The following is an 18,836-nucleotide window of genomic DNA, read 5'->3' on the forward strand; positions in this document are numbered from 1 at the left end:
CCGAGGAGGTTTCCGATGACCGACGACACGGACCCGACCTTGCGGCGGCAGCTCACCGTCAGTGAACGCGATCCGGAAGCACTGGCCGCGGACCTCTCGGCCTGGCTGCGCAGCCGCACCGACGCCGAAACCACACCGGTGATCTCGAACGCGAGCATCCCGCAGAACTCCGGATTGTCGAGCACCTCGGTGTTCTTCGACGCCACCTGGCAGGTCGGCGGCATGCGCGAGGGCGGCTCGTTCGTCGCGCGGCTGGCGCCGGACCCACGCGACTTCCCCGTCTTCCATACCTACGATCTGGCCACCCAGTTCCACGTCATGGCAGGCGTCGCCGCGGCCACCGCGGTGCCGGTGCCGCCGCTGTGCTGGCTGGAGACCGATGCGAGCATTCTGGGCACCGAGTTCTTCGTCATGCGCCGGGTCGAGGGCCGGGTCCCGGCCGACAATCCGCCCTATGTCTTCCTCGGTTGGCTGTTCGAGGCCAGCCCGCAGCAGCGGGCGGCGCTGGCGGCCAGGACCGTCGAGACCATCGCCGCGATCCACGCGGTGCCGGATCCGGGCGCGCGGTTCCCGATGCTCGACGGACCGGGCCAGGCGCTGCGCAGACATGTGGACTGGCATCGGGACTGGTACGACTGGGCGCTGGCGGCCGACGGCTACCGGATCCCGATCATCGAGCGCGCCTTCGACTGGCTGGAGGCGCGCTGGCCCGCCGATCCCGGACCGGACGTGCTCTGCTGGGGCGATGCCAGGCCGGGCAACATCATCTTCGACGGTTTCGAACCGGCCGCGGTACTGGACTGGGAGATGGCGGCACTCGGCCCACGCGAGATCGACCTGGCCTGGGCGGTGTTCATCCACCGCTTCTTCCAGGACATCGCCACCCGCTTCGACCAGCCGGGCCTGCCCGACTTCCTGCGGCTGAGCGAGACGGTCGCGGCCTACGAACGCGCCTGCGGACACCGGGTACACGACATGGAGTTCCACCTCGTCTACGCCGCGCTGCGGCACGCCATCGTGATGGCCAGGATCAAGCGCCGCATGCTGCATTTCGGCGAGGACACCGACACCGACGACCGCGACGACTACGTCATGCACAGGGCGCTGCTGGAATCCATGCTCGACGGCACCTGCGCGTGGGATTGAGGACACTGTGCACGCACCCCGCATCCCCGGATCGACACCGTCGCCGCTGGACGAATACCCCATCCACCAGACCCCGCTGCCGATGACGCGGGTGGCCTCCAGCGACCGGAACTTCTACGACCGCAGCTATTTCAACGCCCACGACGGCGACGGCGGCACCCTGGCGATCACCGGTTTCGGCGTGTACCCGAACCTCGGCGTGGTCGACGGGTACCTGGCGGTGCGCCGTGGCGAGCAGGTGCGCTCGGTCCGGTTCTCCGACGCGCTCGGCGACCGCGGCCTGGACCTTCGGGTGGGCGGTTATCGCATCGAGGTGCTCGAGCCGTTGCACCGGCTGCGGGTGATCTGCGAGCACGACGACCTGTCCTGCGACATGACCTGGACCGGAGCGTTCCCCGCTGTCGCCGAACAACCGCACCTGATCCTCACCGGCGCGCGCCCGATCATCGAGGCCTCTCGCTTCGCCCAGGTCGGCGCGTGGTCGGGCACGCTGTCGATCGACGGTACGGACGTCACCCTCGACGACCGGATCTGGACCGGAACTCGCGACCGCTCCTGGGGCATCCGCCCGGTCGGCGAGGCCGAACCGCCCGGTCGCGCGGCCGCCGAGCCGTCCGGTGGCTTCTGGTGGCTGTACGCGCCGCTGCGGTTCGACGAGTTCGCCGTCGTGGTGATCGTGCAGGAGAACCCGGACGGCTACCGCACCCTCAACGACGCGGTGCGGGTATGGCCGGACGGCCGGGTCGAGCAGCTCGGCTGGCCGCGCGTGCAGATCGACTACCGCTCGGGCAGCCGTCACCCGGTATCCGCCCGCCTGTGTCTGACGACCCCGGACGGAACTCCGCTCGACATCGAGATCACCACGGGCACAGCCGTTCCGCTGCATGTCGGCTGCGGTTACGGCGGCGACCCGGACTGGCAGCACGGCCAGTGGAAGGGCCGCGGCTGGTCGGATCTGCGCCGCTACGACCTCACCGATCCCGCCGTGGCGGCCCGCGTCCCGTACGGCGTCACCGACCACGTCGCCCACGCCCGCTGCGGCGACGCCGTGGGGTGGGGGTTGTTCGAACACGCCAGCATCGGCAGACACGACCCGACCGGGTTCGCGGACTGGGGTTCTGTCGCGCCCTGAGCCCTGCCTGCCCTCGCCGATACACGGTTCGCTCGCCGCTACAGGTAATCGGCCGCCGAGCACGGGCGAATCTTCATCGCGAGCACACAGCGCCGGGGCATCCAGGCCCGCGCGGCTGCGTGTGCCTACCGCGGTAACCGGGCGACGGCCACGGTGACTCCGTCGTAGACGGTCTTCTCCCGCACCAGGGCCCCTCCTCGGGCCGCCAGAACAGCGGCGGCTTCGGCCACGCTCGCCGTTCCGGTCGCGGCGTCGACCCGCTCGGACGGATGCGGAACGGCGATCGCGGCCAACTCGGCCGAGGAGAATGTGAGCACCGGAACCCGCAGTTCCCCGGCCGCGTACACCAATCCCGGTTCGTCCCCACGCCGGTCCAGTGTCGCCAGGCCGCAGCAGTCCGAGTCGGCGAGGACCGCCCGCACCGCCGCCAGGATCGGGCCCGCACCGGTCCCTGGTCGGAATCCGATCCCGACGACAACCGGTTCCCGGGAAACACGCCGACGCCTCGGTGACTCGTGCGAATTCGACGGACTACGCATGGGCCACGGCCACGATCCGGGGTCTGTTCGCGCCGTCGTCGACTGCGGATCGGGTGCGGCCGGTAGCCGGCGATGCCGCGTCCACCGGCAGGCGGCATCGCGGCTCAGCGTGCCGCGCGCGTGGTCGCATACTCGGCCGCCGAGGCGACGAATCGGGCGGTAGCGGCGGGGTTTCCGGCGGGATGGGTGTGCAGGTAGGAAGCGTGTACGCGATGGATGATCAATCCCTCGCGGACAGCCGCGCCCGCTGGGTCGCGCCAGCCCCAGGCCGGCCGGGAGTTGTCGGCACGGACCAGGCGGGTCCGGTGGAACTCGTGGCCGCGCACCCGTTCGCCCGCACGCCACAGCGGCGAGTCCGCCACGGCCACGGCGTCGCGGTAGCCGAGAATCAGGCGGGGGCCGAACTCGGCCTCGGCGTCGACGACACCGGCCATGGCGTGGCCGTCGAGCGAGCGGGTGAGATACAGCAGCCCCGCGCACTCGGCGTGGATCGGCACGCCGTCGGCCGCCTGGGCGCGGATCTGCTCCAGCAGCGGCGTATTGGCCGCCAAGGCCGCGGCATGCTCTTCGGGGAAGCCGCCCGGCAGAACCAGACCCGCGGTGCCTGCGGGCAGTTCGTCGCGCAGTGGGTCGAACACGACGACGCGGGCGCCCGCCGCCGCCAGGACTTCGCGATGCTCGGCGTAGCCGAAGGTGAAGGCGGGACCGCCTGCCATCGCCACCAGCGGCCCGGCGGACCGGCCGTCATCGATGACCGGCGGCACGTCCGGCATGTTCGCCAGCTCGTCGGCGGGATTCCAGGCCGGGCCACCCACCGTGCCGCGCGCCAGAGCGGCGACGGCGGCGAGATCGATGTGCGTGGCCACCAGATCGGTCATGGCGGCGACCGCCGTGGTGGCCGCGGACCCGTGCTCGACAGCCGGGATCAGGCCGAGATGGCGTGAAGGGACTTCCAGTTCGGCCATGCGCGGCAGCGCCCCGAGCACCGGCAGCCCGACGCGAGCGCAGGCCGCGCGCAGCACGTGCTCGTGGCGTTCGCTGCCGACCCGGTTGAGGATCACACCGCCCAGCCGGATACCGCTGTCGAAGGTCGCGAAGCCGTGCAGCAGCGCGGCCAAGCTCTGGCTGTGCCCGCGGGCGTCCACCACCAGCACGACCGGCGCGCCCAGCAGACTCGCCACCTGCGCGGTCGACCCTTCGGCCACCGGACGGACGTCATCGTCGTCGATGCGGCCGTCGAACAAACCCATCACGCCTTCGACGACTGCCAGGTCACAGCCGTCGCTACCGTGCCGATACAGCGACGCCACCCGGTCCGCGCCGACCAGCACCGGGTCGAGGTTGCGGCCGGGACGACCGGCCGCCAGCCCGTGGTAACCGGGGTCGATGTAATCCGGGCCGACCTTGAACGGCGCGACGCGATGCCCCGCCCGCCGCAAGGCGCCGATCAAACCTGTGGCCAGCGTGGTCTTCCCGCTGCCCGACGCCGGTGCGGCGATCACCACCGCCGGCGCGGCGCGGCCGCCCGTCGGCGCGGACGCCGCGGCGCCGTTCACCACTCGATGCCGCGCTGGCCCTTGCGGCCGGCGTCCATCGGGTGTTTGACCTTGGTCATCTCGGTCACCAGGTCGGCGGCGTCCAGCAGCGCCTGCGGGGCGTCGCGCCCGGTGATCACGACGTGCTGATTACCCGGCCGATCGACAAGGGTGGCGACCACTTCGTCGATGTCCACCCATCCCCATCTGAGCGGGTAGGTGAATTCGTCGAGCACGTAGAAGCGGTGTTCCTCGGCCGCCAGCCGTCGCTGGATCTCCCGCCAGCCCGCGAGGGCCGCGGCCGCGTGATCATCCTCGCTGCCCTGCTTGCGCGTCCAGGACCATCCCTCGCCCATCTTGTGCCATTGCACGGAACCGCCGGCGCCGGTCTGCTCGTGCAGCGAACCCAGGGTGCGGAAGGCAGCCTCTTCACCCACCTTCCACTTGGCGCTCTTCACGAACTGGAAGACCGCCACGTCGAAGCCCTGGTTCCAGGCGCGCAAGGCCATGCCGAACGCCGCGGTCGACTTGCCCTTGCCCGGTCCGGTGTGCACCGCCAGCACCGGCTGGTTGCGGCGCTGCCGCGTGGTCAGCCCGTCGTCGGGCACCGTCTCCGGCACACCCTTCGGCATCGCTACTCCTCGTGTTGCCGTGCCTCACCGGCCGAGTCAGCCGGTGTTCCAACAGATTCAGGCCGCTCGCGTCGACCGGCCGCCGGCGCCCCGTCCGGCTCCGGCACGCACCACCTCGGCGACGGCCTCGCCGGTCAGCTCGCCGAGGCGCACCACGCGGCCGCGCAGAGCGCGCGCCAGTTCGGCGGCCAGGCCGAGCCGGATCATGCCGCGTTCGCAGTCCACCACCATCGCCGTCACACCGTCGCCCGCCAGCAGGCCCGCGGCGGTTTTCGCCCGGCCGACCGGGTCGGCGCCGCCGGTGGCGCGTCCGTCGGTGAGCAGCACCAGCATCGGGCGTCGGCGCGGATCGCGGACCCGCTCGCGGTGCACGATCTCGCGGGCCTTCAGCAGACCGGCGGCCAGCGGCGTCTTGCCGCCGGTACGCAGTCCGGCCAGCCTGCGCACGGCGATGTCCACCGACGAGGTCGGCGGCAACACCAGTTCGGCCGCTGCGCCGCGCACACTGATCACGGCCACCTTGTCGCGCCGCTGGTAGGCGTCGCGCAGCAGGGTGACGATGGCGCCGGTCACCGCGGAGAGCCGGTCACGCGCGGCCATCGAGCCGGAGGCGTCGACCACGAAGACCACCAGGTTGCCCTCGCGGCCCTCGCGGCAGGCGCCGCGCAGATCCTCGGGAGCGAAGATCATCCCGGCCTCGGGGCGGTCGCGCAGATGCTGGCGCGGGGCCGCCGCGAAGACGGTGCCGAGCAGATGCAGGCCGGTGCCGGGGTCGGTGGTCGCGCGCACCACCCGGCCGTTGCGGGTCTGGGCGCGGGAGCGGCGGCCCGGCACACCCTCGCCGACACCGGGCACCTCCCAGCGTGGCGGCTCGGCCGCGCGGGCCGCCGGTGTGCCCGAACGTCCTTCGCCGGATCGCCCGCCGCCGGGGCCGTCGGTGTCAGGACCGTCCGGATCGGGGCCGTCCGGGTCGTCGTGGCGGCCGGGGTCCGCCGCACCGTCACGTCCACCGGCGGCGTCGTCCTGATCACCGGTCCGGTGGTCGGCGTCTCGATCGTCGGCGTCCTGCCCCGTCGAGTCGTCGCCGCGCCGGTCGTCGCCCCGATCCTGCTGCGGTGCGGGCGGTTGCGCCTGGTCGACCGCCTCCGCCGCGTCGCGCATGGCCTGATCGAGCTGGTCATCGCTGATGCCGGGCTCGTCGAAGGGATCCCGGCGACGGCGATGCGGCAGCGCGAGTTCCGCCGCGACGCGCACGTCCTGCTCACCGACCGCGTCCGCACCGCGCCACGCGGCGTGCGCGGTGGCGGTGCGGGCCACCACCAGATCGGCGCGCATACCGTCGACGTCGAAAGACGCGCACAGAGCGGCGATCCGGCGCAGTTCGGTGTCGTCGAGCGTCACCTCGCCGACCCGGTCACGGGCCTGCAGGACGCGGTCGGCGATCTCCCGGTCGGCGGCGGCGTAGCGGGCGGCGAACGCGACCGGATCCGCCTCGTAGTCCAGCCTGCGCCGCACCACCGCCATCCGGGTGTCGACGTCGCGGGAGGCGGCCACATCGACGGTGAGGCCGAACCGGTCGAGCAGCTGCGGACGCAACTCGCCCTCTTCCGGATTCATCGTCCCCACCAGCACGAATCGCGCCGGATGCGAATGCGAGACCCCGTCGCGCTCCACGTGCACCCGGCCCATCGCGGCGGCGTCGAGCAGCACGTCCACCAGATGATCGTGCAACAGGTTGACCTCGTCGACGTAGAGCACGCCGTGATGGGCGGCGGCCAGCAGCCCGGGCCGGAATGCCTGCTCTCCGTCGCGCAGCACTCGTTCCAGATCCAGTGAGCCGACCACCCGGTCCTCGGTCGCGCCGACCGGCAGCTCCACCAGCCGCGCGGGCCGGGCGCCGGTCTCGTCCACGACCGGCGGCAGCAGGTTCGCCAGCGCGCGCACGACCGTCGATTTCGCGGTCCCCTTCTCCCCACGCACCAGCACACCGCCGATGCCGGGATGCACGGCGCACAGGATCAGCGCCAGCTGCAACTGTTCCTGCCCGACCACGGCGGAAAAGGGGAATCCGGCCTCGGAGCCGGTCGCGGACGTCGGCACGGCAACGCTGTGCAGCCGTTCGGCATGGGACAAGGACATGTCCCTACCCTAAGCGGGGCCGCGGCGCCCTCGGTCGCCACCCTGGGTGCCCCCGCACGCCGTGCGCGGGTCGACACGACCGCGGGCACAGCGCCCGCACTACGCGGAGGATCGGCGCGGCCTCGTCGTCCGCGCTCCAGGAAGCGCTCATCGTGGCACTCCTTGGTCGTGGTCTCGGTGGCACCCGCCCCGCCGCGGTCGGATCGGGCGGCTCGAGCCGGCGGCGGATCGGGCGGTCAGCCGCGACGCATCGGGCGGTCAGCCGCGACGCATCGGCACGTGCTCGATGCCGTCCTCGAGGAATGTGTCACCGTCGGTGACGAAGCCGTGTTTGGCGTACATGTCGACCAGGTAGGTCTGGGCATCGAGCCGCACGGTGGACTCCCCCACCTCGGCCAGCGCCGCCCGCAGCAGCCGGGTGGTGTAGCCGTGTCCGCGCGCTTCCTTCGCCGTGCAGAGACGACCGATGCGGAAGGACTCCACGCCGTCGGTGTGCTCCTCGAGCAGCCGCAGCGTGCAGATGATCTCGCCCTCGTCGTCGAGCCAGAAATGGCGCGTCTCCGGCAACAGGTCGAGCCCGTCCAGTTCCGGATACGCGCATTTCTGTTCGACGACGAAGACTTCCACGCGAAGCTTCAACAGCTGGTACAGGGTGGCGGTATCGAGATCCGCGGCCCACGAACGCTTGAGCGCAACCGTTGACATCATCGCGCTTTGCTATCACACCTAGGCGCCGGGCGCGACCCCTACCGGCTGCGGCGTGTTCGCCGCGCCCGACTCGGTCAGGCGAAGGGCCTTGTTGGTCCAATTCCAGACTTCGTGGAAGAGGGCCTTGTCTTCGGAGAGCTTCACCCCGAGCGAGGGAATCATCTCCCGCAGGCGCGGCGTCCAATCGGCGTATTCGCGCGGGAAGCAGCGCTGCAGCACATCGAGCATGGCCGTCACGCAGGTCGAGGCGCCGGGCGAGGCGCCGAGCAGACCCGCGATGGAACCGTCCTGGGCCGCGATGACCGCGGTGCCCAGCTCGAGCACGCCGCCCACCCCCTTGCGACGAATGATCTGCACGCGCTGACCGGCGGTGATCAGCTCCCAGTCGTTGCCGCGGGCGCGCGGAACGAACTCCTCCAGCGTGACGACCCGTCCGGATTGGGACTTCAACAGCTCCGAGACCAGGTACTTCACCAGCGACAGCTCGGTGACGCCGACACCGAGCATCGGGGCCAGGTTGCCAGCCCGGATCGACTTGAACAGGTCGGCATTGCTGCCGTCCTTGAGGAACTTCGGCGTCCAGCCCGCGTAGGGACCGAACAGCAGGCCCGGCTTGCCGTTGATGACGCGGGTGTCCAGGTGCGGCACCGACATCGGCGGAGCGCCGACGGCGGCCTTGCCGTAGACCTTGGCCTCGTGCTTGTCGATCAGCTCGGGGTTGGTGCAGCGCAGGAACTGGCCGCTGACCGGGAACCCGGCGAAGCCCTTGATCTCCTTGATGCCCGACTTCTGCAGCAGCGGCAGCGCGCCGCCGCCCGCGCCGACGAACACGAACTTGGCCAGCAGGGTGCGGCTCTCGCGCGTGCGCCTGTTGCGCACGGTGACCTTCCAACTGCCGTCGGACTGCTTGGACAGGTTGCGTACCTCGTGACCGAAGGCCAGGTCCGCACCCACCGAACCGAGGTAGCCGAGCAGTTCCTTGGTCAGCGAACCGAAGTCGATGTCGGTGCCGTTGTCGGTCCAGTTGAGCGCGATCGGGTCGGAGAAGTCCCGGCCCTTGGCCATCAGCGGCAGGCGACGACCGAACTCGTCGGGGCTGTCGATGTACTCCATGCCTTCGAACAGCGGGTGCGGGGCCAGCGCTTCGTACCGCTTGCGCAAGTACTGCACGTCATCGGCGCCGTGTACGAAGCTGACGTGCGGAATCGGGTTGATGAACCGCGAGGGGTCGCCGAGGACGCCGTTCTCGGTGGCATAGGCCCAGAACTGCCGGGAGACCTGGAAGCGCTCGTTGATGTCGATGGCCTTGGTCACGTCGACCGAGCCGTCCGGCTTCTGCGGGCTGTAGTTGAGCTCGCACAAGGCCGAGTGACCGGTGCCCGCGTTGTTCCACGGATCACTGCTCTCCGCGGCCGCGGCGTCGAGCCGCTCGAACAGCGAGATCGACCACTCCGGCTGTAACCGGCTGATGAGGGCACCGAGGGTGGCACTCATGATTCCGGCGCCGATGAGCACCACATCGGTCTTTTCAGTCATGGCAGCTTTCGGCACGGCTTGATCGACTTCCTTGTCACTTCTGCGGCGCGGCCCCCGTTGGCCTGCCTTGGTTGTAGCGAGCCTGGCGTGACTCGGCGGCTAGGTTACCCGCCGTTCACCTGTGCCCAATTGTGCACCTCATGACCTCCGATTTCGGCAACGGACCCTGCGAATGTGATAAAGATTCCTCTCCCGCCGCAGGTCGCGCCCGGTCTATATTCCGGCCGCCGCCTGGCCTACATTGATTCCGTGACCGATCGAACTCCTGAGGGCGTGTCCGACATCACCGTGACGAATTCCGAGGTCGACGACAGTGCGCCGCGATGGCAGGCGGATGTTCTCGGCGCCGGCTATCAGCAGCACACCATCGACCTCGGCGAGGACCCCGACGGCGAGGGCGAGGTGGTCGCGACGCTGGTGCGGCATCTGCCCGACTCCGGCACCGAGACTTCGGCAACAGCGGAAACCGCCGTGTTGTACGTGCACGGATTCACCGACTATTTCTTCCAGCGCCATCTCGCCGAGCACTTCGCCGGGCGCGGACATCGGTTCTACGCCCTCGATCTGCGCAAGTGCGGTCGCTCGCTGCGGTCCGGGCAGAGTCCGCACTATGTCACCGATCTGGCGTTCTACGACGCCGAACTCGGCGAGGCGCTGCGCATCGTCCGTGCCGAAACCGGCGCGAAGGTCCTGCTGGTCGGGCACTCCACCGGTGGACTCATCCTGCCGCTGTGGCTGGACCGGCTCAACCGCGCCGGCGGCGTCGCCGAGGCGGGCATCATCGGATTGGTGCTCAACAGCCCGTGGTTCGACCTGCAGGGCCCGTCCTACTACCGGACCATCGGCACTCCGCTCATCGATACCCTCGGCCGGTTCCGGGCGACCTCCCGCCTGCCCGGCGGCGGCCTGAGCACCTACGGAGACAGCCTGCATCACACCGTGGCCGGTGAATGGGACTACAACTTGGACTGGAAGCCGTTGGCGGGCGCGCCGGTGCGCTTCGGCTGGCTGCGCGCGGTCCGGCGCGGCCACTTCCGGCTGCATCAAGGGCTCGACATCGGCGTGCCCGCGCTGATCCTGCGCTCGAAGTTGACGAAGTTCTTGCGCAAGTACGCTCCGGCCGCCGATGTGGCCGACACGGTGCTCGACGTCAAGCAGATCCAGCGCTGGTCCGGCTGCCTGGGCGACCGCACCAATATCGTGCCCATCGACGGCGCCCGCCACGACGTGTTCCTGTCCGCGCAGGCGCCACGCGCACGGGCATTCGCCGAACTCGACCACTGGCTGGACTGGCTGGACGAGTACCGACGGGTCCAGCAGCGGCAACCGGCCGAGGGCTGAGCCGACGAGGCCGGTCCGGCAGTCGGGTCGGCCCGCCCGCGCTCACCAGAGGCTGGTGCGCAACACGATCTCCGTGGCCAGTTCGTGCGCGGCTTCGGTGGCCACGTCGTCCACATCGACCTCGACGATCCGGAACTCGCCGTAGACGAGCCGTCCGGACGCCTCGGCCCGCGCCCGGTCCATGCCCTTGGTGACCAGCACGGTCACCGGCAGTTCCAGCGGACGACAGGTCGGGTCCGCGGCGGCGCCGTCGGGTCCCGGCACGGCGGGATGGGCGCGATCGGCGACCACCATGCTGATGTAACGACCGAAGGTCCCCGAGCACACCCGCCAGGCCAGGTCGGCGCCCGCGCCGCGTCCGGCGACGTGCGCGTACGGTACGCCGAGTTCGTCGAGCAGCACGGGTATGTCGGCCGGGGTCAGACCGTCGATCGACTCGACCGCGATGGTGCGCAGATCCGAGGTCGTCAGCCGGTGCACCACTTGGTCGAAACCGTCGACCGGGTCGCCCTCGTCGGGCAGCAGCAGCACCGTGTGGCGCGTTTCCGGGCCGTCGACGCGAACCGTGAAGGCCCGGTCGCCGACCGTGATCCGGCGGGACTCCATGCCGGAACGGTACACCGCCGCGTCCGTCCGCGAGCGCGTCCCGCCGGGTCCGCGACGCCGGCCCTATGCCCGGCCGGCCCTCAGCACCGGCAGCCCCGCGGGCGCGCCGCCGGTGACGATGCGCTCGAGCGCTTCCTGATCGAGGTGGCGCTCCATCAGATCGGCGAGCAGATCGAGCTGTCCGGCGCGCACGCCCGCGACCGAGGTATCGGGCGACACCGCGAAGTCCGGACGTTTCGCGCGCTCGGCGACCTCGGCCAACCACACGCGGCGGAACCGGTCGCTCTCCAGCAGGCCGTGCACGTGGGTACCCCAGGCCGCGCCCGCCACCGACCCCTCCGGCGCACCGTCGAGTTCGAGCCAGCCCGGATCATCCGTACGCCGCACCCGGCCGTGATGGATCTCGTATCCGTGCCATCCCGTCGCGGACCGCGGCTCCGTGCCCTCGACGCGCCGCAACACCTTGGGCTCGTCGAATTCGATGTCCAGATCGAAGATCCCCAGCCCCGCCACCTCACCGGCTCCCGACTCCACCCGGTCGACGATGCGGCGCCCCAGCATCTGGTAGCCGCCGCAGACCGCCAGGATCGGTCGCCCGCTCGCCGCCCGCTCGCGCAGCGCCTCGGCGATCCCGCTGCGGCGCAACCACTCCAGATCCGAGACGGTGGACTTGCTGCCGGGCACGACCACGAGGTCGGCGTCGGCCAGGCGCGAGGGTTCGCTCACCCAGCGCACCGCCACACCGGGCTCGCACGCCAGGGCCTCCACATCGGTGGAATTGGAGATGCGCGGCAGCCGCACGGCCGCCACGGTCAGCCACCGGCCGCCGACGGGCGGTCGCGGCCGACCGACCGGTGCGTCGGCGACGGTGCCGAGCGAGTCCTCGGCATCGATCCACAACTCCTCGGCGAAGGGCACCACTCCGAGGGTCGGCCTGCCGGTCAGTTCGGTGAGCCGGTCCAGCCCTGGGCGCAGCAGATCCACCTCGCCGCGGAACTTGTTGACCACGAACCCCGCGATCAACTCCTGATCCTCGGGTTCGAGCACCGCCACCGTGCCGAACAGATGGGCCAGCACCCCACCCCGATCGATGTCGCCCACGACCAGCACCGGCAGGTTCGCGGCCCGTGCCAGTCCCATGTTCGCCAGATCGGTGGCGCGCAGATTGATCTCGGCGGGCGAACCCGCGCCTTCACAGACAACCACATCGAATTCGGCACGCAGCGAGGCCAATTCGTCGGCGACCACCTGCCGCAATGCGGTGCGGTGCCGGAAATAGTCGGCCGCGCCGACGGTGTCGACCGCCCGCCCGCGCACCACCAGTTGCGAACGCCGGTCGCTGCCCGGCTTGAGCAACACCGGATTGAAGCGCACGCTCGGTTCCAGCCCGCAGGCGCGCGCCTGCAGCGCCTGGGCGCGGCCGATCTCCCCGCCGTCGAGGGTGACGACCGAATTGTTGGACATGTTCTGTGCCTTGAACGGCGCGACCCGGATCCCCCGCCGTGCGAGCATCCGGCACAGCCCCGCGACCACCACGCTCTTGCCCGCGTCCGATGTGGTGCCCGCGACCAGGAGCGCGCCCCTCATCGCCGGACCGCCTCGACGGCAGCGATGTTCACGGCAGAGTGAGGACTTCCGCGCCCGTATCGGTGACCACGAGGGTGTGCTCGAACTGCGCGGTCCACTTGCGGTCTCTGGTGACCACGGTCCACCCGTCGTCCCAGATCTCGTAGTCGACGCCGCCGAGGTTGATCATCGGCTCGATGGTGAAGGTCATGCCGGGTTCGATGACCGTCTCCACCGAGGGCTGGTCGTAGTGCAGGATGACCAGGCCGTTGTGGAAGGTCGGCCCCACACCGTGACCGGTGAAGTCGCGCACCACGCCGTAGCCGAAGCGGTTGGCGTAGGACTCGATGATCCGCCCGATCACATTGAGCGCCCGGCCCGGCTTGACCGCCTTGATCGCCCGGTTCGTGGCCTCCTCGGTGCGCTCGACCAGCAGCCGAGCCTCCTCGTCGACCTCACCGGCGAGGAAGGTCCGATTGGTGTCGCCGTGCACGCCGTGGATGTAGGCGGTGACGTCGATATTGACGATGTCACCGTCCTGGACGACGGTCGAATCCGGGATGCCGTGGCAGATCACCTCGTTCAGCGAAGTGCAGCACGACTTCTGGAAACCCTTGTAGCCCAGGGTGGACGGGTAAGCCCCGTGATCGCACATGTACTCGTGGGCGATGCGATCCAGTTCGTCGGTGGTCACGCCGGGCGCGACGGCCTTACCGGCCTCGTCGAGCGCCCGCGCCGCGATCCTGCCGGCGATCCGCATCTTCTCGATGGTCTCCGCCGTCTGCACCCACGGCTCCCCCTGCGCCTCTTTCGCCGTCTTCTTCCACACGTACTCGGGGCGTTCGATGGCGCGCGGCACCTCCCTGACGGGTGAGAGAGTGCCGGGAACCAGGGGCTGACGAGTGCGCACGGACATGCGATCAGCTTATCGACCGCTCAGGGACACGCCGATGGCGCGCGGTCCGCCCGCGCCCGCGATCCGGTCCGGCTCGCCCGCGTCGGTGGCCGAGGAATGGCGGTGGCCGCGGAATACTGCCGGACCACATGCCGTTCTCCCGAATGGTTGACATAGAAACTTTTTGGAGAGGACGCGCTGTGGAACTGGGACTCACGACATTCGCCGAGCGGTATCCCGTCGCCGACCGACCGGCACCGACCGCCGCGCAACGACTGCGCGAGGTCGTCGAGGAGGCGGTGGCCACCGAAGCGGCCGGTCTGGACGTCTACGGCGTCGGCGAGCATCACCGCGTCGACTTCGCCGCCTCCGCGCCCGCGGTGGTTCTGGCCGCCATCGCCGCGCGCACCCGACGCATCCAGCTGACCAGCGCGGTCACCGTGCTCAGCTCCGCCGACCCGGTGCGCGCCTACCAGGAGTTCGCCACCCTGGACGCACTGTCGGACGGTCGCGCCGAGTTGATGGCCGGCCGCGGCTCCTTCACCGAATCCTTCCCGCTGTTCGGCTACGACCTGGCCGACTATGACGAGCTGTTCGAGGAGAAGCTCGGGCTGCTACTCCGCCTTCGCGAGGACGGCCCGGTCACCTGGTCCGGCAGATTCCGGCCCGCACTGCGCAGCACCATCGTCTATCCACGCACCGAGAACCGGCCGCTGCCGGTGTGGGTCGCGGTGGGCGGCAGTCCGGAATCGGTGGTGCGCGCGGGCCTGCTCGGCCTGCCGCTGGCGATCGCCATCATCGGCGGCGAGCCGGCCCGGTTCAGGCCGCTGGTCGAGCTCTACCATCGCGCACTGGCCGAGGGCGGCCACGAGAGGCAACCCGTCGCGGTGCACGCGCACGGCTACCTCGCCGACACCGACGAACAGGCCGTCGCCGACTTCTACGACTCCTACGCCGTCGCGATGGGCAGACTCGGGCGCGAACGCGGCTGGGGTCCGATGACCAGGGCGCACTTCGACCAGCTGCGTTCGCCGCAGGGCTCACTGTTCGTCGGCACCCCCGAGCGGGTGGGCGAGAAGATCGCGGCAGTCCGCGACACCCTCGGCCTGGATCGCTTCATGCTGCACACCAGTGTCGGCACTCTGCCGCACGAGAAGGTGCTCAACAGCATCGAACTCCTGGGCACGAAGGTCGCCCCCGGTGTGCGTGCCCTCTCGGCTGATGCCCAGCGTCAGCTAACATAGGCAAGGCTCAACTTCCTCCACGCGGGGGAGAGGCGGCGCCTGCCCCTATCCGGCCCCCGGAAAGGGCAGGCGCAGTTGCTCAGAGCCTCGAACCGCGCCGCTCGACGAAGGAAGTACCCGTGAATCGCACCATCCTGCGCTTGGCAACCCTGGGTGCGGTTGCCGCACTGGGCCTGACCGCTTGCTCCAGCGGCGAGGACGCCGATTCCGCCTCCGGCGACGCCGTGCAGTGTGTGGGCTCCGGCGATCCGAACACGCTTACCGTCTACTCCGGTCGGACCGAGAAGCTCGTGAAACCGCTGTTCGACCGGGTGGACGAGAGCGTTCTGGGCCCCGGCGTCAAGCTCGAGGCACTCTACGATCAGAAGCCGGTGAAGATCCTCGAGGAGGGCCCGCGCAGCCCGGCCGATGTGTGGTTCGGCCAGGACGCGGGTGAGCTCGGGGCTCTGGGCGAGGCAGGATACCTGAGCGAACTGCCCGACAGCGTGGTGAACCTGGTGCCCGAGGAGTACGTCGATCCCGGTAAACGCTGGGCTGCCGTCACGCTGCGCTCACGGGTGCTCGCCTACGATCCGCGTCAGGTGCCCGAGGCCGAACTACCGACCGGCATCGACGCGCTCGTCGACGAGAAGTGGCGCGGCGCGATCGCCTACGCCCCCACCAACGCCTCGTGGAAGAGCTTCGTCACCGCATTGCGCGTGCTTCGCGGTGAGGAGGGCGCGCGGGAGTGGCTGGAGAAGTTCAAGGCGGTCGAGCCGGTGGAGTTCGACGGCAACAACGCCCTGCTGACGGCCGTCGAACAGGGACAGGTCAAGGTCGGTTTGACCAACCACTACTACTGGTTCATGAAGACCGCCGCCGAGGGCGCCGAGAATGTGCGGACCAGGATTCACTACTTCAAGGGAGACACCGAACCGGGCGCGCTGGTCAACATCTCGGCCGCGGGCATCCTCAACTGTTCGGACAACAAGGAGGCCGCGGTCAGGCTGGTCGAGTTCCTGCTCGCTCCCGATTCGCAGCAGTACTTCGCCGATCAGACCGGTGAATACCCGGTGGTCGCCGGGGTCACCCCCCGGCACGACCTCCCACCGCTCGCGGAGCTGGACCCGCCCGCGATCGATCTCAACGAGCTGCAATCGCTCGCGGCCACCGAAGAACTGCTGAAAGACGTCGGTCTGCTGAAATGATCTCCGGTCCGACCGGAGCACGATCGACGGCGCGGCGGGTGGCATGGTCGCTCGCCGCGCTGCCCGCGGTGCTCGTGGCACTCCTGCCACTGGTGTACACGGTGCTCCGCGCCACCGATCGCGGTTGGGGACCGGTGTGGCGATACGCGTTCTCCTCCCGCACCGCCGAGCTCGCGGGCAACACCATGTCGCTGCTGGCGGCCGTCACCGCTTCCTCGGTGGTGCTCGGTACCGGAGCGGCCTATCTGCTCGCCCGCACCGATCTTCCCGGCAGGCGCGTCTTCCTGCCGCTGATGGTGATGCCGCTGGCGATTCCCTCCTTCGTGGCGGCCTTCTCCTGGCTCGCCCACTTCCCGGATCTGGCGGGATTCACCGGCGCCTGGCTGGTGTTGACCTGCGGTAACACCCCGCTGGTGATGCTGCCGGTCTACGCCGCACTGCGCAGCCTCGACGGTGCGCCCGCGGAAGTCGCGCGTTCGCTCGGCGCGGGGCCGGTGCGCGCGTTCACCACCGGCACGCTCCCGCAGATCCGGCTGCCGCTGCTGGCGGGCGCGCTACTGGGCGCGCTCTACGTTCTGCACGACTACGGCGCCGTGGCGATGATGCGCTACGAGACGTTCACCAAAGGCATCCAGTACGCCTACAACGCCGGCTTCGACCGGACAGCGGCCAGCGTGATCAGCCTGGTGCTCGTCGTCGCGGCCCTGCTGTTCGCACTCGGCGAGTCCACCGCACGCGGCGCGACATCCGTGCGCGGCGGCGCCGCCGCGCGACCGGCCGCGACCGTGCGGCTGGGTGCGGCACGACCTGTCGCGCTGCTACTGTGTGTCGCGTTCGTGGCGATCTCGGTGGTCGTTCCGCTCGGCGGCCTGCTTCCGTGGCTGGCCGGGCGCACCACCGGGGCCCTGGACCTGTCCGAACTGTTCGCGGCGCTGGGCAACACGCTCGGCTTCTCGATCGCGGGGGCACTGCTCGCGTTGCTGCTCGCCCTGCCGGTGGGGATCATGGCCGCGCGGTCTCGGCATCTGCTCGTACGCGGCATCGAACTGGCCGCGTACGCCGGGTACGCGCTGCCCGCGATCTCGGTAGGGCTGGCGCTGGTCTACTTCGGCATCAAGAGCGCACCGTCGTGGTACGGGCAGGGACAGATGGTGGTGCTGGCCTATGTCGCGCTGTTCCTGCCGATCGTCATCGGCGCCGTCCGCTCGGCGGTGACCGCCGCGCCTCGGCAGTTCGAAGAAGTGTCGCGCTCACTGGGCACCTCGGCGGTCGGCGCACTCGCCAGGGTGACGGTGCCGCTGTCGGCGCCCGGCATCCTGGCGGGCACCGCGCTCGTCTTCGTCAGCTGCGCGAAGGAACTGCCCGCCACCATGATCCTGCAGCCGCCGGGTCGCAACACCCTGGCGTTGGAGTTGTGGAAGCACGCCGAGGTACTCAACTACACCCAGGCCGCGTGGTACGCGGTCGCGCTGGTCGTCGTCGCGGTGCTGCCGACGATCGTGCTGCAGCGCGTGGCCGAGGGGTCGATCGAGAAAGCAGGTGCGTCGTGAGCGAACTCGAGATCGCGGGCCTGGACGCGGGCTATCGCGGCAAGTCCGTGCTGCGCGGGGTGGACCTCCGGATTCCCTCGGGCAGCCTGACCGCGGTGCTCGGTCCCTCCGGGTGCGGGAAGACGACGCTGCTGCGCGCGGTCGCCGGATTCCTGCGACCGACGGCCGGGACGATCCGGATCGCCGGGCGCGAGGTGGCCGGCGCGACGACCTCGCTGCCACCCGAGCGCCGACGGGTCACGATCGTGCCGCAGGAAGCCGCGCTGTTCCCGCATCTGTCGGTCGCCGCGAACATCGGCTACGGGCTGCCGGGCTGGAGCGCGAGAGCGCGTAGAGCCCGCGCGGAGCGCGTCGCCGAACTGCTCGACGTGGTGGGCCTGGCCGAGCACGGCGCGCGGCGGCCGCACCAGCTCTCCGGCGGACAGCAGCAGCGGGTCGCGCTGGCCAGGGCGCTCGCGCCACGGCCGGCCGCGGTGCTGTTGGACGAACCGTTCTCCGCTCTGGACGCCGGGCTGCGTGAGCAGGTACGAGGTCACGTGCGCGACATCCTCACCGAACTCGGCGCGACAGCGGTGCTGGTCACCCACGATCAGGACGAAGCGCTGTCCATGGCCGACCAGGTGGCGGTGCTGCGCGAGGGCCGGGTCGCGCAGGCGGGCGCGCCGGAGGAGATCTACGGCAAGCCCGTCGACATCGCGTTGGCCCACTTCCTCGGCGAAGCCGTGCTCCTGCCCGCCACGGCGTCGGGTGAGGACGCGACCAGCGCGCTGGGCCGCATCGTATTGGCCGGTCCGGCCCATGGTGAGGGATCGATCCTGTTGCGGCCCGAACAGATCCGACTGACCCCCACCGCCACCACCACCGCCACCGCCGACGGTACGGCGGTGGTGCGGCGGATCAGTTTCCACGGTCACGACGCGATGATCACCCTGAGCGCCCGTTCGGGCGAGGATCTGCTGGCGCGCGTACCCGCCCCCCTGACCGTCCGTCCCGGCGACGAGGTCACGGTGGAAGTGCTCGGCAGCGGGGTCTTCTTCCCCGCCACTCGGTAACACCCTCCGCACGGTCACCGAGGACGGC

The 18,836-nt window shown here is 70.3% G+C and carries 16 protein-coding genes; 7 read left to right on the forward strand and 9 right to left on the reverse strand.

The genetic code is table 11. From position 1 onward, the window contains the following. Window positions 1–15 precede the first annotated feature (15 nt). Both IU449_RS08855 and IU449_RS08860 read left to right on the forward strand, forming a co-directional pair. Window positions 16–1,146 carry a phosphotransferase family protein gene (locus IU449_RS08855; RefSeq protein ID WP_195001380.1) on the forward strand — a complete coding sequence of 377 codons (1,131 nt, stop codon included), beginning with the start codon at window positions 16–18 and terminating at the stop codon, window positions 1,144–1,146. Between the two features lie 82 nt (window positions 1,147–1,228). Further along, complete coding sequence (locus IU449_RS08860) at window positions 1,229–2,278, forward strand: hypothetical protein (RefSeq protein ID WP_195002422.1); 1,050 nt, start codon at window positions 1,229–1,231, stop codon at window positions 2,276–2,278. Window positions 2,279–2,403: 125 nt separating this feature from the next. Here IU449_RS08860 and IU449_RS08865 read toward each other — a convergent pair whose 3' ends face one another. The 6 genes from IU449_RS08865 to mqo all read right to left on the reverse strand — a co-directional run bounded on the left by IU449_RS08865 (window position 2,404) and on the right by mqo (window position 9,382). Continuing rightward, complete coding sequence (locus IU449_RS08865; RefSeq protein ID WP_195001381.1) at window positions 2,404–2,817, reverse strand: cobalamin biosynthesis protein; 414 nt, start codon at window positions 2,815–2,817, stop codon at window positions 2,404–2,406. Between the two features lie 104 nt (window positions 2,818–2,921). Beyond that, on the reverse strand, window positions 2,922–4,373 hold the full coding sequence (locus IU449_RS08870; protein WP_324188139.1) for a cobyrinate a,c-diamide synthase: 1,452 nt from the start codon (window positions 4,371–4,373) through the stop codon (window positions 2,922–2,924). Next, the gene (cobO, locus tag IU449_RS08875) at window positions 4,370–4,984 is read right to left on the reverse strand and encodes a cob(I)yrinic acid a,c-diamide adenosyltransferase (RefSeq protein ID WP_195001382.1); all 615 of its coding nucleotides are present in this window, start codon (window positions 4,982–4,984) and stop codon (window positions 4,370–4,372) included. The genes IU449_RS08870 and cobO overlap by 4 nt, the downstream gene beginning before the upstream one ends. A 57-nt stretch (window positions 4,985–5,041) precedes the next feature. Then, window positions 5,042–7,123 (reverse strand): VWA domain-containing protein, encoded by a 2,082-nt coding sequence (locus IU449_RS08880; protein WP_195001383.1) that lies wholly within the window; start codon window positions 7,121–7,123, stop codon window positions 5,042–5,044. A 258-nt stretch (window positions 7,124–7,381) separates the two neighbouring features. After that, window positions 7,382–7,831, reverse strand: a complete 450-nt coding sequence (locus IU449_RS08885; protein ID WP_195001384.1) for a GNAT family N-acetyltransferase — start codon at window positions 7,829–7,831, stop codon at window positions 7,382–7,384. Window positions 7,832–7,849: 18 nt separating this feature from the next. After that, window positions 7,850–9,382, reverse strand: coding sequence for a malate dehydrogenase (quinone) (gene mqo / locus IU449_RS08890; RefSeq protein ID WP_195001385.1), 1,533 nt, complete (start codon window positions 9,380–9,382; stop codon window positions 7,850–7,852). 273 nt (window positions 9,383–9,655) lie between these two features. Between mqo and IU449_RS08895 the strand changes: the two genes are divergently transcribed. Further along, window positions 9,656–10,708, forward strand: coding sequence for an alpha/beta hydrolase (locus IU449_RS08895; protein ID WP_195002424.1), 1,053 nt, complete (start codon window positions 9,656–9,658; stop codon window positions 10,706–10,708). Between the two features lie 42 nt (window positions 10,709–10,750). Here IU449_RS08895 and IU449_RS08900 read toward each other — a convergent pair whose 3' ends face one another. The 3 genes from IU449_RS08900 to map all read right to left on the reverse strand — a co-directional run bounded on the left by IU449_RS08900 (window position 10,751) and on the right by map (window position 13,796). Beyond that, a complete protein-coding gene (locus tag IU449_RS08900) occupies window positions 10,751–11,314 on the reverse strand; it encodes an alpha/beta hydrolase (protein ID WP_195001386.1) in 564 nt (187 codons plus the stop codon). Window positions 11,315–11,377: 63 nt separating this feature from the next. Further along, the gene (locus IU449_RS08905; RefSeq protein ID WP_195001387.1) at window positions 11,378–12,901 is read right to left on the reverse strand and encodes a cobyric acid synthase; all 1,524 of its coding nucleotides are present in this window, start codon (window positions 12,899–12,901) and stop codon (window positions 11,378–11,380) included. 28 nt (window positions 12,902–12,929) lie between these two features. Then, window positions 12,930–13,796, reverse strand: a complete 867-nt coding sequence (map, locus tag IU449_RS08910; protein WP_195001388.1) for a type I methionyl aminopeptidase — start codon at window positions 13,794–13,796, stop codon at window positions 12,930–12,932. A gap of 179 nt (window positions 13,797–13,975) precedes the next feature. Between map and IU449_RS08915 the strand changes: the two genes are divergently transcribed. The 4 genes from IU449_RS08915 (at window position 13,976) to IU449_RS08930 (ending at window position 18,808) form a co-directional block, all read left to right on the forward strand. After that, window positions 13,976–15,019 carry an LLM class flavin-dependent oxidoreductase gene (locus IU449_RS08915; RefSeq protein ID WP_195001389.1) on the forward strand — a complete coding sequence of 348 codons (1,044 nt, stop codon included), beginning with the start codon at window positions 13,976–13,978 and terminating at the stop codon, window positions 15,017–15,019. Window positions 15,020–15,138: 119 nt separating this feature from the next. After that, window positions 15,139–16,206 carry an extracellular solute-binding protein gene (locus tag IU449_RS08920; protein WP_195001390.1) on the forward strand — a complete coding sequence of 356 codons (1,068 nt, stop codon included), beginning with the start codon at window positions 15,139–15,141 and terminating at the stop codon, window positions 16,204–16,206. A gap of 38 nt (window positions 16,207–16,244) precedes the next feature. Then, entirely contained in the window at window positions 16,245–17,756 is a 1,512-nt protein-coding gene (locus IU449_RS08925) for an iron ABC transporter permease (RefSeq protein ID WP_324188140.1), read from the forward strand. Beyond that, window positions 17,753–18,808: an ABC transporter ATP-binding protein gene (locus tag IU449_RS08930; protein WP_195001392.1), complete on the forward strand. Its 1,056-nt coding sequence runs from the start codon at window positions 17,753–17,755 to the stop codon at window positions 18,806–18,808. The genes IU449_RS08925 and IU449_RS08930 overlap by 4 nt, the downstream gene beginning before the upstream one ends. Window positions 18,809–18,836 lie beyond the last annotated feature (28 nt).

Source organism: Nocardia higoensis (genome assembly GCF_015477835.1).
GTDB lineage: Bacteria > Actinomycetota > Actinomycetes > Mycobacteriales > Mycobacteriaceae > Nocardia > Nocardia higoensis_A.

Excerpts from the sequence above, each read along its gene's own strand:
- IU449_RS08855 (WP_195001380.1), top strand. The coding sequence starts at position 16 with ATGACCGACGACACGGACCCGACCTTGCGGCGGCAGCTCACCGTCAGT.
- IU449_RS08860 (WP_195002422.1), top strand. The coding sequence starts at position 1,229 with ATGACGCGGGTGGCCTCCAGCGACCGGAACTTCTACGACCGCAGCTAT.
- IU449_RS08865 (WP_195001381.1), bottom strand. The coding sequence starts at position 2,817 with ATGCGTAGTCCGTCGAATTCGCACGAGTCACCGAGGCGTCGGCGTGTT.
- cobO (WP_195001382.1), bottom strand. The coding sequence starts at position 4,984 with ATGCCGAAGGGTGTGCCGGAGACGGTGCCCGACGACGGGCTGACCACG.
- IU449_RS08880 (WP_195001383.1), bottom strand. The coding sequence starts at position 7,123 with ATGTCCTTGTCCCATGCCGAACGGCTGCACAGCGTTGCCGTGCCGACG.
- IU449_RS08885 (WP_195001384.1), bottom strand. The coding sequence starts at position 7,831 with ATGATGTCAACGGTTGCGCTCAAGCGTTCGTGGGCCGCGGATCTCGAT.
- IU449_RS08900 (WP_195001386.1), bottom strand. The coding sequence starts at position 11,314 with ATGGAGTCCCGCCGGATCACGGTCGGCGACCGGGCCTTCACGGTTCGC.
- IU449_RS08905 (WP_195001387.1), bottom strand. The coding sequence starts at position 12,901 with ATGAGGGGCGCGCTCCTGGTCGCGGGCACCACATCGGACGCGGGCAAG.
- map (WP_195001388.1), bottom strand. The coding sequence starts at position 13,796 with ATGTCCGTGCGCACTCGTCAGCCCCTGGTTCCCGGCACTCTCTCACCC.